This is a genomic window from Bacillus sp. cl95, assembly GCF_900115925.1.
Lineage (GTDB): Bacteria > Bacillota > Bacilli > Bacillales > Cytobacillaceae > Neobacillus_A.
Genome location: NZ_FOYF01000001.1, coordinates 269,690 through 283,515, shown reverse-complemented (window position 1 = coordinate 283,515; position 13,826 = coordinate 269,690). Strand labels below are relative to the sequence as shown.

Here is a 13,826-nt window from a genome sequence, read left to right as displayed (position 1 = left end):
TTTACGAAAAGAGCCTAAAAGAAAAACCTTTTCCAAACGCGTCAAAAAATCTTAATGAATCTCCCCATGAGTGAATACATATAATTAAGAGGTTTGTGGAGAAATTTCCATCCCATATTTCCCGATATCCTTCATTATTTCTCGGGAAAGCGCAAGAAATGACAAGACTTGATAGAAATGTTGAAAATTTTGTCATTCCGCTGATGTGTTCAATGGAATTTGTCGAAAGCATCATACATTTTTAAGAATAGGCTTTTTTCACAATCATAACTTCTTTGCGTAAACTGTTGAAAAATGTGAGGTGATAGCTTTGGATCAGCCAATTCGCATGAAAAATAACGGACAAATCAGCATTGTACTAAATGCGCAGAGTCGAAAAGCAGTTTCAAAGGAAGTCCCTGAAACCCATGTACTTCCAAAGGATGCGGTACCAGAGCATACTGCTCTAAAGGAAATTGAGCGGGAACTTGGAACCTTAGTTGGTATGGAAGAAATGAAGCGCATGATCAAAGAGATTTATGCCTGGATCTATGTGAATAAAAAAAGGGAAGAAATAGGCCTGAAAGCAGGGAAACAGGCTCTCCATATGATGTTTAAAGGTAATCCAGGTACAGGGAAAACGACGGTAGCACGCTTGATAGGGAAACTGTTTCTAAAAATGAATGTGTTATCCAAAGGTCATCTCATTGAAGCCGAAAGGGCTGATCTAGTAGGTGAATACATTGGACACACGGCACAAAAGACTAGGGATTTAATTAAGAAAGCAATGGGGGGAATTTTATTTATTGACGAAGCTTACTCACTGGGACGTGGTGGAGAGAAGGATTTTGGGAAGGAAGCGATTGATACTCTCGTAAAGCATATGGAAGATAAGCAACATGAATTCATACTCATCCTTGCAGGGTATTCAAGGGAAATGGATTATTTTTTAACTTTAAACCCTGGTTTGCACTCTCGATTTCCGTTGGTAATAGATTTTCCAGATTACAATATTGAACAGCTGATGGAAATCGCTGATAGAATGTTGAAGGAACGAGATTATTCATTAAGCCATGAAGCAGAAAAGAGGGTACGCGAACATTTGCAGATTACAAAAACGACCATCAGTCCAAAAGCTTTTTCTAACGGTCGTTATATTCGCAATATAATCGAAAAATCGATACGTGCACAAGCAATGAGGTTGCTTATGCAAAACAGCTTTGATCGACACGAGTTGGTTACAATTCGAAGTAATGACCTTATTTTTGATGGTGGTTAAAGGATTTCGTGCAGAAATCCTTTTTTTGTTCCTTAATAGTTCACGAGGGATTGGTTAATAATAGAAGTATGTGAGCTGGAGAGGGGCTATTTTCATTTGGAAAAAGGCAGAATTAGTTTAAGGCAATTTTTGGTAATGGTCTTTTTGTTCACCCTTGGAGATGCAATCCTTGTTTTACCTGCTACTGTAATTTATCCCGCAAAACAGGATGCTTGGATTTCTGGATTGTTTAGTCTTGTTGTAGGGTCTGGAATCATCTATCTTTTTTATAAAATAGGAAATACATATCCTGATAAAAGTTTTGTGCAAATCATTGAAGCCATTCTTGGAAAGTGGTTCGGGAAAGCGATCGTGCTCGTTTTTATCTTCTATACTTTTCTTTCAACGGGTATTTTGTTAAGAGAGTTAGGTGCTTTCCTTTTAACTCACTATTTGAAGGGAACACCCATGCAAGTCGTTATGGCACTGTTTATCATCACTGTTGCACTTGCAGTGCGGCTTGGGGTTGAAATAATCGGAAGAACCGCAGAAATTTTTCTTCCTTGGGTAATTGCAACGATTCTTATTTCAGTAACTTTGTTATTAGGGCAAATAGAAATCAAAGAAATGTTTCCTATTTATGAAAATGGACCGAAACCAATTTTATTAGGGAGTTTACAATTCATTGCCTTTCCTTTTTTGGAAATCGTGCCTCTTTTAATGTTTAAACAATTCGTTTCCGATCAGAAACTTAAGTATAAACACCTCTTTTGGGCATCCTTTTTAGGTGGTTTTGTTCTATTTGTAGCAACCTTTATGGCAATTGTAATCCTTGGTCCTTATAACGCTGGGAATGTCTTGTATCCCACACTTAAACTCGCGCAGGAGATTAAAGTAGGTTCATTTATACAAAGGATGGATATTCTTGTAGCGACTTTTTGGCTCTTTACAATTTTCTTTAAAACCAGTTTTTATTTATATGCAACCACCATCGGCATTTCTCAAGTATGTAAAATGAAGGAATTTAGATTCATTGTGTTTCCACTCGCCTTTCTGGCAGTTCCTGTTGCATTGAATTGTGCCAGGGACATTGTTGATCTTAATGAAAAGCTCGTTCGGATATGGCCATTTTTTGACTATACAGTTGGATTATTTATACCTCTCCTACTCTATCTAGTTTGGATGATAAAGCAAAAACGAAAAAAACAGCCTATAATTTCACAATAAATAGGAGAAAGTTATGCGTGTTAATTAACCACGCAACTTTCTCCTTATTTTTATGATCGTTAAGAGTAAGACAGGAATGACAATTTGAAAGGGGATATGTAAATACAATGGAACAATCTTTAGCCCCACATCTAAATGTTCAATAATATTGCTTGCCATGACAAGTGATATTGTAAGTGCAAGCAGTGAAACTGGTAAGATAAGTTTTCGATAAGACTGGATAGCGAGGCTTCGAGATAATACTTGAACGGCCCCCCACTGAAAAATGGTAACCTTGAAAAAACCTCCTATGATAAGAAGCGCAATGACGATTGGATCGAGACGATTAATAAAATCACCAAGCTTTATTTTTGTAACAGTTAAGAGCAAAGGAAATAATGACTCACTTGTTTGATATGCACCATTTATTCCAATATTAATCGTGATGGTAATGACCAGGATGAATCCGCTAATAATCATGCCGGCCAATCCTATTTTGTAAAAGGAAAGATTTTTGGAAACGTAAAGTGAAAACATTGTAAATACAATCATTTCTCCAAAAGGAAAAGTCGTGACAAGAGGAAATGCGGTTTTAAGAACGGGCTTCCATCCATGTTCTAATACTGGCATTAGTTCAATAAAATGAAATTCTTTTGAAATGACAACACCCAAAAGAAAAATAAACCAAAGAGAAAGGCTGAAGCTGAAGAATAAAGGGGCGGTCCGTCCCATCACTTCAACCCCTAAATATAATGCATAGGTGATAGCTAGAGCAAAAATGATAAGAACGATATACGGAGGAGTTTCACTTAACGCACTTCCGAGCAGAAGTTCACAAAAATCTCTTAATACTCTCGCGGCAATGTATAGAAAGTAACAAGCATAAGCTACGGACAATAGAGTTCCTAATTTCTGCCCCACTACTGTTTGAAGAATTTCAACGAGAGACAGCCCTGGATATTCTTTCAAAATGAAATGATAAATTGTAAATAGGATGCAACCACATGCTAAACCAATTAGGATAGCAAGCCAAGCATCCTGTTTAGCACCCATGCCTAGACCAATGACAACGGCACTCCCTATTTCAAATAGGATAATCAGCGATATCATTTCTGACTGTTTCAATTGGAAGTTGTCCATATTCACCATACCATCAGTAAGACTGTGATTTCTTCATATTTTGTTTGACTTTATGTATTACTAACATGGCCATTGGGATTACGAATCCGATTGTTAAAGCATATAATGGCCATATTTTTGCGTTGAAATGAAAAAAATAAACATTGTTGTCAGCAAGTAGGACAGATGTTCCAAACAATATCCATCCTATAGGGATTTTAAGGCTCTTTACATCTCTTAGATTGAACAGATGACCAATGCTATTGGTGAGAGCGGTAAAACAAAGGAGTAGCTTGAAATAAATACTAAGTAACCAAATGATGGCTATAATTACTTCAATTCTTTCGAAGATGTGTTTAAATCCTAGTTTTTTAGCGAGTGTATAAGTTGGATAAAGGTCATTCGCAAGCAAATCGGGACCCATTGTAACGATTCCAAATAAAACTGGAAAGAAGAGTGCGATTCCCCCTAAACAAGTGCCAATAAGGAACGTTTTCTTAATTGTATTTTGGTCTTTGACGCATGGCAAAAACATCAACATGATGACAACCTCTGTAAAAGGAAAATTAAAGAGTGAAAATGAACCATTTATGATAGGTTTGATTCCATTTTCCATTATAGGAAGCAACTTGATTAACTTGGCTTCTTTCGTGACCAAGATAAGGGCAATAATATACAGAATAATCAAAGTAGGCATAAAAACTTCAATACTCCGAGCCATAGTTTGGATTCCGTAGTTATTGCCATGAACGACCACGAGTATCAGGATGATAATAAGAATTTCCATTGGTGTCTCGTTCATGATTTGTGTTGACAAGAAATCTCCGATACCCCTTAGGATAAGTGACGATAAGAATATAAGATAGATGGCAAACTGTAAGGTGAAAAATTTGCCCATCCATTTTCCAAAAATGGAATCATACATTTGGACAAGAGTTTGTCCTTTTAAGGAAGCGTATAATTTGGTATAAAACCAGATAAGGCCCAAGCCTAATAAGGTACCGACTATTGATGCTAACCAGGCATCTCTCATCGCGGTGGCTGCTAAGATGGATGGAATGAACAGGATGGCACTGCCAATGCAAAAGATCATCGTCAGCAGCGTGAACTGATGTTGAGTTATTGAATTTTTTTGATTCACTTAGCTCCCACCCTTATTGTAAAAAGCTGAAAACAAGGTCACTTACCGGCTTAAATACAAATTCCACCGCATCTAGTATAGGAGGTACCTTAATATTCAAAGCAAGCAAAGTACTTAAAGTGAACCCCATTCCGAGCAAAACGAAAAATATAACCATTTCTTTTCTTAATTTCTGTTTCCATAATGTTGGAAGTTCAATCGCGCATATCATAATCGAAATAAAAACCAATCCAATAATTGCCCACATTATATTACTCCTTTACCTTATCATATACGCTATTGGTTATTGTTCCGATGCGTCGAATGTCAACTTTCACTTTATATTCAACTTCCAGTTCGGGAAAAATTTCTTTTGTCCATTTGCTTTTCATTTTTTTCCACTCTTTAGGATGTTGACGATGGATAACTTCACCAAACCCAAAAATATCACTTCTTAATTTTTGAGCCTTTGCTACAGATTCTTTTGATAGTGCGGTAATGCGATCCTCAACTATTTTCTCCATCTGTTTAATTGTCTTTTCTTTAGACAGATCTAAACTGCATTGAACCTCTCCGACATTTTCTTCAATATACATTTCTGCAATGATTTTAGGGCGACCATTTTTGATTTCTGATGATAATTTCGATTTGGCACTTGTTACTTCTGCGACAAATTTTCCTCCATCAGGGCATTTTAAATGTCCAACTGTACTCTTCACATTGGAGGTTATATAGTTCAAACCCTTGGTTTGGTTTTGATTTAACCAGCCTACTAGTTTATCACCTCTAAAAACGGCCACTCCTTTTAAATTTACATTTCCAGCAGGTCTAATTTTTTCAGTACCGCTCTTTTCTCCTGCTTGTTCAAGATTTCCTGTTGTTATGACACCTGTGACAATGGGGTCTTTTCCGAGAGAAATCATATCTGAAACGAGTTCATCGAGGTTGGTAATAACGGTAGGTGCCCATAATTTCTCCGACATTTCAAGTTGAGTATACATGCTCAAGGCGGGTACCTTCTGCATGGGAGTCAATACACTAAGAATATCCTCTGCTCGATGGCCTTTGGCTATTAATAAATAAAAGTCTGAACGGAATTCGTGATCGCGAGAAAGGAAGTCGACACTTTCTTTTATACCGTCCTTCGCAATGTCTTCTCCCAAAATAATGATTTGGACATGTGAAAGATAGATTCTTCTTGGAAGTTCGACAGTAAGTTTCCGTAATGCTTCATAAATGGTTGGAGCCTTAATTTGATAGGTTGTTACTTCAGAACGACCCGAACCTTTTTGAGCTGTGACCTCACCAGGGTTGATTAATTGGATGGATATTAAGTAACCGTTGTCGCCGTTTTTATCAATTCCAAGACCTGTCGCAATTGACAACTCGGAAATTTCTTTTGCATTCCAGCATCCAGTCAGGAGGGGAATGCTTAAAAATAGAGTAAGTATCAATTTTTTCATAGCTTCCACCTCAAACTGCATTATTTTTTGCGTATTGGATTGTTTTTGATATAGCTAGGACGCGTTTTCATGAATGTCCAAGGAAGACGTATTAAGGAATCCTTTTGGTCTGATAAATGGAAAGGACCAACAGAAGCCATATACGGAACTCCGAAGGAATTGAGACTGCATAAGTGTAAAACAAGAATGATGGCGCCTAATACGATGCCATAAAGGCCGAACGTTGCTGCTAAAAAAATAAACGCAAAACGGATCATCCTAACAGCGATACCCATGTTATAAGAAGGGATAACGAAGCTTGTGATTGCAGTAAAGGATACGACAATGACCATGGCAGGCGAAACGAGGCCTGCTGTAACAGCTGCTTCACCTATTACTAGCGCTCCTACGATGGATATGGCGGTACCAACTGCTTTTGGCAGGCGAATTCCTGCCTCCCGTAGTATTTCAAATGTAACTTCCATAATAATAACCTCGATAACAGTGGGGAATGGGACACCTTCACGATTGGCAGCCAAACTAATCAAGAGTGATGTCGGTAACATTTCTTGATGGAAAGTGGTTACGGCAGTGTAAGCAGCCGGTACAAGCATAGCCATTAAAAATGACATAAAGCGAAGTAACCTGATTAAGGAGGCAAAGTCTGCCCGTTGGTAATAATCTTCGCTTGCCTGGAAAAATTCGATAAAGAGTGTAGGAACGGTCAGTACAAATGGGGTTCCGTCTACTATGATCGCAACTCGTCCTTCTAGTATGGATGCAACGACAGCATCAGGTCGTTCTGAATTATAAATGGTCGGAAATGGTGTAAAGGTCTTATCCTGAATGAATTCTTCGATATAACCTGTCTCAAGGATGGAATCGATATTAATATCATCGAGTCTTCGGTGCACCTCTTTGACAACTTTTGGATCCACTACTTTATCAATATAGACAATAGCCACATCTGTCACAGTAAGCCGCCCAATTTGTTTGGTTTCTATTCTAAGGCTAGGATGCTTGACGCGCCTCCGAATTAGAGCAGTATTCACCCTTAGTGTTTCGGTAAATGCATCCTTTGGTCCACGTACGACATTTTGTGAGCTAGGCTCAGTAACCCCGCGATCTACCCATCCTTTTGTGCCGATAATGATCCCTTCCTGGCAACCGTCCACTAGGAGCAAGGTATCCCCAGAAAGAATCGCCGTGACGAGGTCTTTACGTTCGAAACGACCCGAAACCTGGGCATTTGTCAGGATTTTCGTACAAAGTGTGTCTATTAATGTTTCGAGGGGGTATTGATGTTCTTTAAGTTCTTCCCCAATGGGCTTTAATACAGACTGTTGAATCACATCTCCATCGGCAAGTCCTTCAATATAGAAGACAGCCAAGGCGGTTCCATTGTATTCAACCGTCCGAGAGATAAAGTCTGTGCTATTTCCTAACTCCGTTTTTAGAGCATCGATATTCAAATTTAGGCTCTCTAAAAAATTGAATGGTTTACTCGGCTCTTTTTTTTGAGTCTTTTCGAAGTCAGGGTTCGTAGCTTTTTTCTTTTCTTTTGATAGTTTTTTCCATAAGTCCATAAAATGCCTTCCCCCGATCTCTCATAAGAAAGAATTGACATAAAAAGTTTTGTTTACCATCTTATTATTCCCGAGAAGGAAAAATATATGAGATTTTTATGTAAGGTGTGGAAGTAGAGGGAATGAATTATTTTTAAGGAAGAATTTCATGAAGGATTAAATGAATATAACAAAAAAGCATGACATTTTTGGTCATGCTTCTGAAAACTATTTTTTAATGAATCCTTAAACTACGAATGGGCAACTTCCAATTGTATGTGTAGGAGAGCACACGGAATGCGGTGACTGTCACAAATAGTGCATAAAGTTCAATTGGGCTTGATGTCATTTTCAGTCCTATTGCAAGACCGCAAAGGATTGCCCACACTGCATAAATCTCAGATTGAAGAACAATCGGTTTTCTGCCTGCAAGTAAGTCGCGAATAATACCACCGCCGCTCCCGGTTAATACAGCGGCAACGATGATAGCACTCATGGGATGATTCATATTGGAAGCATAAAGCGCTCCTTGAATCGCGAATGCTGATAAACCAATTGCATCAGTGAAATTTCCCCATCGTTGCCAATGTTTCAATAAGTTATTTGGAAACAAAAAAACAGCAGTAGTGGCAAGCATTGCAATCTGAAAAAAGATTCCTTGTTCCCATAATGCTGATATCGGAACACCTATTAATAAATTTCGAATGGCACCGCCACCAAATGCGGTTACAATTCCAAGAATATAAACACCTAAAATATCATATTCCTCTTCCATGGCCACAATGGCTCCGCTCACAGCAAAAGCAATCGTGCCGATCATGCTTAATACGTCCCACGTCATTCTTTTCGTTTCTCCTCTGGATGTAAATTCTTATCTTTAGTCGAGGCTGTTTTCGCATTGATTGTTGTTTTTACGATTAAGCAATAACACGTATAGATTCTTATTTCGTGCTCTTTTCCTCAAAATAATATTCTAAACGCTAAATTCCTAATGGTCTTTGCAGAGAAAGAGCCCTAATGCTGGCTTTTTCTCTTTCTAATTACAACAAAGTTTACAAAAAGAGCCTTAGTCAAACAATATGATTTTATCACGGGGGTGATTTTTTTCAATAGATTTGTTGCCTTAAAGAAAAATATTTTGATCTCGATTTCTAGATATATAGAAGCTGTTTGTTGAAACACTGTATTCAATGATATGATAGGGTCAATAATCACGGAAAGAGGGGTTCAAGTGGAACAAAAACATGAACTTGAAAAAGCCATTCTCGTCGGCTGTCAAACAAATGATGATGACGATATAAGATTCCAATATTCCATGGAAGAACTGGCATCTCTGACTGATACCGCACATGGTGAAGTTTTAATTACGGTTGTTCAAAAACGGCAACGGATTCATCCAGCCACATACATAGGAAAAGGGAAGGTCGAAGAACTAAAGGCTCTAGCTGAGGAATTGGAAGCAGATATCATTATTTTTAATGATGAGCTATCACCAAGTCAAAAGCGAAACTTGGGTACTGAACTTGAAGCTAGGATCATCGACCGCACCCAGCTGATACTGGACATTTTTGCCCAAAGGGCCCGTTCTAAAGAAGGGAAACTGCAAGTCGAACTCGCACAGCTACAATACTTACTGCCACGTTTGGCTGGACAAGGAACGGCCTTATCAAGGCTAGGAGCTGGGATTGGAACGAGAGGACCAGGAGAAACGAAGCTTGAGTCTGATCGTCGTCATATCCGTCGTCGTATAGATGAAATTAAGGGGCAGTTGTCAGTGATTGTTCAGCATCGTGACAGATATCGAGAAAGACGCAAGAAAAATAAAGCGTTCCAGGTCGCTTTGGTTGGGTATACCAATGCCGGAAAATCCTCGTTATTCAATCGATTGACGGAAGCGGATTCTTATGAGGAAAATCAATTATTCGCCACACTTGATCCGATGACGAGAAAAATGATTCTGCCAAGCGGCTTTATGGCACTTGCCACCGATACGGTTGGATTTATACAAGATCTTCCAACTGCGTTGATTGCGGCTTTCCGATCCACTCTTGAAGAGGTAAAGGAAGCTGACTTGCTGCTTCATGTAGTTGATTCTGCAAATGCTGATTACTTTCAGCATGAAAAGACGGTCAATAAGCTGCTTGAGGACTTAGAAATACAACACATTCCACAACTGACGGTATATAATAAGCGTGACATCCAGCATCCTGATTTTGTGCCAACTGCTAATGCGCCAACGGCGATTATCAGTGCATTTGATAAGGAAGATCGTGATGCGTTAAAAAAGAAAATTGAAGAAAGAGTCATAAGCATGATGGAACCATATCATGTTCATGTCCCTGCGACTGAAGGAAAACTGCTTTCTCAATTAAAGAACGAAAGTATATTACGAGAACTCTCATTTGACGAAGATAAACAATTGTACATTTGTCGTGGTTATACTTTAGTAGACCACCAAATCGCAGGCCAACTGCAAAAATATTCAATCTAGATAGGAGCAACATTGATCATGTTTCAAAATTTAAAACATGGAAACAAGCTTCAAGAACTTGCTAAAGAAGTTGAACAGCAAATTTCCGAGGTACATAAAGGAATTGATGAACGAATCGAAAGTAATCAGTTTCGTGTATTGACGAGCTATCAAAAAAACAAAGTGAGTGACTCTCATTTTATTCCAAGTACAGGGTATGGCTATGATGATACCGGACGCGATACTTTAGAAAGCATATATGCAGAGGTTTTTGGGGGAGAAATGGGATTGGTTCGTCCGCAAATCATCTCCGGAACGCACGCTATTTCCATCGCCTTGTTTGGGGTATTGCGTCCTGGGGACGAACTCCTGTATATCACAGGAAAGCCTTATGACACACTTGAGGAAATCGTCGGTATCCGTGGAAACGGTGTCGGATCTTTAAAGGAGTTTGGGATAGGCTACAATAGTGTCCCACTCACTGATTTGGGTGGAATCGATTATGATGCGGTTGCAAAAGCGATCAAGCCTAATACTAAAATGATTGGTATTCAACGTTCAAAAGGTTACGCAACTAGACCTTCCTATACTGTTGCACAAATAAAAGAAATGATTCAATTTGTCAAAGAAATCAAAAGTGATGTAGTTGTCTTTGTTGATAACTGTTACGGTGAATTTGTTGAAGAATTGGAACCTTGCCATGTAGGCGCAGATTTAATGGCTGGATCCTTAATAAAAAATCCTGGCGGGGGGCTTGCAAAAACAGGGGGCTACATCGTCGGGAAAAAACAATGGGTAGAAGCATGTTCGTATCGAATGACTTCACCGGGTATTGGTGCAGAAGCTGGGGCATCACTATATAGTTTGCAAGAGATGTATCAAGGTTTCTTCCTTGCGCCGCATGTTGTTGGACAGGCATTAAAAGGTGCCGTATTTACCGCGGCGATTTTAGAAAAGCTTGGGATGAATTCTTCTCCAAAATGGAACGCTATTCGTACAGATCTTATTCAGTCGGTTCAATTTAATGATCGTGACAAGATGGTGGCTTTCTGTCAGGCAATCCAATTTGCTTCACCAATCAATTCTCACGTCACAGCTTATCCCGCATACATGCCTGGTTACGAAGATGATGTCATCATGGCAGCAGGGACATTCATTCAAGGTGCGAGCATTGAGTTAACAGCAGATGGTCCAATTCGACCTCCGTATGTGGCGTACGTTCAAGGTGGTTTAACTTATTCTCATGTTAAAATTGCAGTTTGTTTAGCGCTTGACCGTTTGATGGATAAAGGACTCATTTAAAGAAATATTATAGATAGATTGAAAAGGCAGCTTATTATAAGCTGTCTTTTTTTAACAGTAAAAGGTTAGTTTTATTATGTTGAAATAGGGAATACGTTGAAAGGTGACTTCGTACATACGAGCATATGAACTTCAGAAAGTACTTGTGAAATTCGCATTAAAAAACCATGTGAGATAATCTAACGTATATTTGACAACTAATATAACATCTCATATAATACGAATATGGTAAGGCTTGAATGAGGAGGAGAATCATGAGTGGAAGTGAAATCCGCCGTTCGATGCCGTTGTTTCCGATTGGAATTGTCATGCAGCTAACGGAATTAACTGCAAGACAGATTCGATATTACGAAGAACACCAATTGATTTCTCCTGCTAGGACTAAGGGAAACACACGGGTATTCAGTTTAAATGATATCGATAAGCTCCTGGAGATTAAGGATTTGATTGATCAAGGAGTAAACATGGCCGGCATTAAGCAGCTTTTCTTAATAAAAGAGCAAAAGGTCATGCCAGAAGAAGTACAGCAACAAGCGGAAAAAGTAAAACGCGATTTAAGCGACGAAGAACTAAGAAAGCTATTGCGAAACGAACTGCAACAAGCAGGTCGCTTCAACCGTTCATCGCCATCGCTTAGACAAGGTCGCTTTTTCCATTAAAATTTAAATAGTTGTTTATAAAATAGGAGGAATATGAGATGGCAAAGTTTACTGCAGATGACATCCGCCGTTTGGCGAAAGAAGAAAACGTTAAATTTATCCGTTTACAATTCACAGACATTCTAGGAACAATCAAGAACGTTGAAATTCCAGTTAGCCAATTGGACAAAGCGCTTGATAATAAAATGATGTTTGACGGATCTTCTATCGAAGGATTTGTTCGTATTGAAGAGTCAGATATGTACTTATTCCCGGATCTTGACACTTGGGTAGTATTCCCTTGGACAGCTGAAAAAGGTAAGGTTGCTCGTCTAATTTGTGACATCTACAATCCAGATGGAACACCATTTGATGGCGACCCACGCAACAATCTTCGCCGAATCTTGAATGAAATGAAAGAGCTTGGCTTCACGAACTTTAACTTAGGGCCTGAGCCAGAATTCTTCCTTTTCAAGCTTGACCAAAAAGGTGAGCCAACACTGGAATTGAACGACAACGGAGGATACTTCGACTTAGCTCCAACTGACCTTGGTGAAAACTGCCGCCGAGACATCGTTCTTGAATTAGAAGAGATGGGCTTTGAAATCGAAGCATCTCACCATGAAGTAGCACCAGGACAACACGAAATCGACTTCAAGTATGCTGATGCATTAACAGCTTGTGACCAAATCCAAACTTTCAAGCTAGTTGTAAAGACAATCGCTCGTAAGCACGGATTGCACGCTACATTCATGCCAAAACCATTATTCGGTGTAAACGGTTCTGGAATGCACTGTAACTTATCTTTATTTAAGAATGGCGTAAATTCTTTCTACGATACAAAAGGAAACCTTGAACTAAGCGATACTGCTCGTCAATTCATCGCTGGTATCATCAAACACGCTTCAGGTTTTACTGCTGTTACTAACCCAACAGTAAACTCTTACAAGCGTTTGGTTCCTGGCTACGAAGCTCCTTGTTATGTAGCTTGGTCTGCAAGAAACCGTTCACCGCTCATCCGTATCCCGGCTTCACGTGGACTAAGCACACGTGTAGAAGTACGTAGCGTTGACCCGGCTGCAAACCCATACTTGGCAATGGCTGTTCTTTTAGCAGCTGGTCTTGACGGAATCAAGAACAACTTGACTCCTCCTGCTCCAGTAGATCGCAACATCTATGTAATGAACAAAGAAGAGCGTGTAGCTGAAGGAATCGACGATCTTCCAGCAACTCTTGCACAAGCATTAGACTTGTTGAAGAAAGACGAAGTTATCATTTCAGCACTTGGTGAACACATTCTTGAGCACTTCGTAGAAGCGAAGGAAATCGAGTGGGATATGTTCCGCACACAAGTTCACCCATGGGAACGCGAACAATACATGAGCATGTACTAAAATAAAGAGGGCCCTTCATACCATTTGGTGTGAAGGGTTTTTATATTGTATTTGTAAGCATGAGGGTACCGGGAGATACATGTATGGGTAATTTGGGTGGTTCGTGGTGTCGGATTGTGTCGGCTCGTCGATATCCGATTAAATCGTATTGATAAATGAAGTTTTGGTATTGATATATCGGGAAATCGTATTGATAAATCAGGTTTTCATATCGATTAAATCAAAACATCTAGAATGTGAAAGAAGGGGTACTTTAAAAAACGTACATGGATGCATAAGTAGGATTGAGTCTTGGACTAGAATAGCAAAAAACATCCAAGATGATATCAAAAT

12 protein-coding genes are annotated in these 13,826 nt (G+C 39.1%); 6 read left to right on the top strand and 6 right to left on the bottom strand.

Annotated features, from left to right (window positions below; genetic code table 11):
* The first annotated feature begins 310 nt into the window (after nt 1–310).
* Together spoVK and BMZ31_RS01465 are read left to right on the top strand one after the other, a co-directional pair.
* Entirely contained in the window at nt 311–1,258 is a 948-nt protein-coding gene (spoVK, locus tag BMZ31_RS01470) for a stage V sporulation protein K (protein WP_090829952.1), read from the top strand.
* A 96-nt stretch (nt 1,259–1,354) separates the two neighbouring features.
* Nucleotides 1,355–2,464, top strand: coding sequence for a GerAB/ArcD/ProY family transporter (locus BMZ31_RS01465; protein ID WP_090829951.1), 1,110 nt, complete (start codon nt 1,355–1,357; stop codon nt 2,462–2,464).
* A gap of 24 nt (nt 2,465–2,488) precedes the next feature.
* Here the strand turns inward: BMZ31_RS01465 and BMZ31_RS01460 are convergent, their stop codons facing one another.
* The 6 genes from BMZ31_RS01460 to BMZ31_RS01435 all read right to left on the bottom strand — a co-directional run bounded on the left by BMZ31_RS01460 (nt 2,489) and on the right by BMZ31_RS01435 (nt 8,530).
* The gene (locus tag BMZ31_RS01460; RefSeq protein WP_175477973.1) at nt 2,489–3,583 is read right to left on the bottom strand and encodes a GerAB/ArcD/ProY family transporter; all 1,095 of its coding nucleotides are present in this window, start codon (nt 3,581–3,583) and stop codon (nt 2,489–2,491) included.
* Between the two features lie 13 nt (nt 3,584–3,596).
* The gene (locus tag BMZ31_RS01455) at nt 3,597–4,703 is read right to left on the bottom strand and encodes a GerAB/ArcD/ProY family transporter (protein WP_090829949.1); all 1,107 of its coding nucleotides are present in this window, start codon (nt 4,701–4,703) and stop codon (nt 3,597–3,599) included.
* 13 nt (nt 4,704–4,716) lie between these two features.
* Nucleotides 4,717–4,950: a hypothetical protein gene (locus BMZ31_RS01450; RefSeq protein ID WP_090829948.1), complete on the bottom strand. Its 234-nt coding sequence runs from the start codon at nt 4,948–4,950 to the stop codon at nt 4,717–4,719.
* A gap of 4 nt (nt 4,951–4,954) precedes the next feature.
* On the bottom strand, nt 4,955–6,145 hold the full coding sequence (locus BMZ31_RS01445) for a Ger(x)C family spore germination protein (protein WP_175477972.1): 1,191 nt from the start codon (nt 6,143–6,145) through the stop codon (nt 4,955–4,957).
* A 20-nt stretch (nt 6,146–6,165) separates the two neighbouring features.
* Nucleotides 6,166–7,710, bottom strand: coding sequence for a spore germination protein (locus BMZ31_RS01440; RefSeq protein WP_090829946.1), 1,545 nt, complete (start codon nt 7,708–7,710; stop codon nt 6,166–6,168).
* Between the two features lie 214 nt (nt 7,711–7,924).
* The gene (locus BMZ31_RS01435; RefSeq protein ID WP_090829945.1) at nt 7,925–8,530 is read right to left on the bottom strand and encodes a trimeric intracellular cation channel family protein; all 606 of its coding nucleotides are present in this window, start codon (nt 8,528–8,530) and stop codon (nt 7,925–7,927) included.
* A gap of 390 nt (nt 8,531–8,920) precedes the next feature.
* On the opposite strand from BMZ31_RS01435, the gene hflX reads away from it, so the two are divergent.
* From hflX to glnA, 4 genes are all read left to right on the top strand, one after another.
* The gene (gene hflX, locus BMZ31_RS01430; protein WP_090829944.1) at nt 8,921–10,180 is read left to right on the top strand and encodes a GTPase HflX; all 1,260 of its coding nucleotides are present in this window, start codon (nt 8,921–8,923) and stop codon (nt 10,178–10,180) included.
* An 18-nt stretch (nt 10,181–10,198) separates the two neighbouring features.
* Nucleotides 10,199–11,461, top strand: a complete 1,263-nt coding sequence (locus tag BMZ31_RS01425; RefSeq protein WP_090829943.1) for a methionine gamma-lyase family protein — start codon at nt 10,199–10,201, stop codon at nt 11,459–11,461.
* Nucleotides 11,462–11,715: 254 nt separating this feature from the next.
* On the top strand, nt 11,716–12,120 hold the full coding sequence (locus tag BMZ31_RS01420; RefSeq protein WP_090829942.1) for a MerR family transcriptional regulator: 405 nt from the start codon (nt 11,716–11,718) through the stop codon (nt 12,118–12,120).
* Nucleotides 12,121–12,158: 38 nt separating this feature from the next.
* Nucleotides 12,159–13,493 (top strand): type I glutamate--ammonia ligase, encoded by a 1,335-nt coding sequence (gene glnA / locus BMZ31_RS01415; protein ID WP_090829941.1) that lies wholly within the window; start codon nt 12,159–12,161, stop codon nt 13,491–13,493.
* The last annotated feature ends 333 nt before the right edge of the window (nt 13,494–13,826 follow it).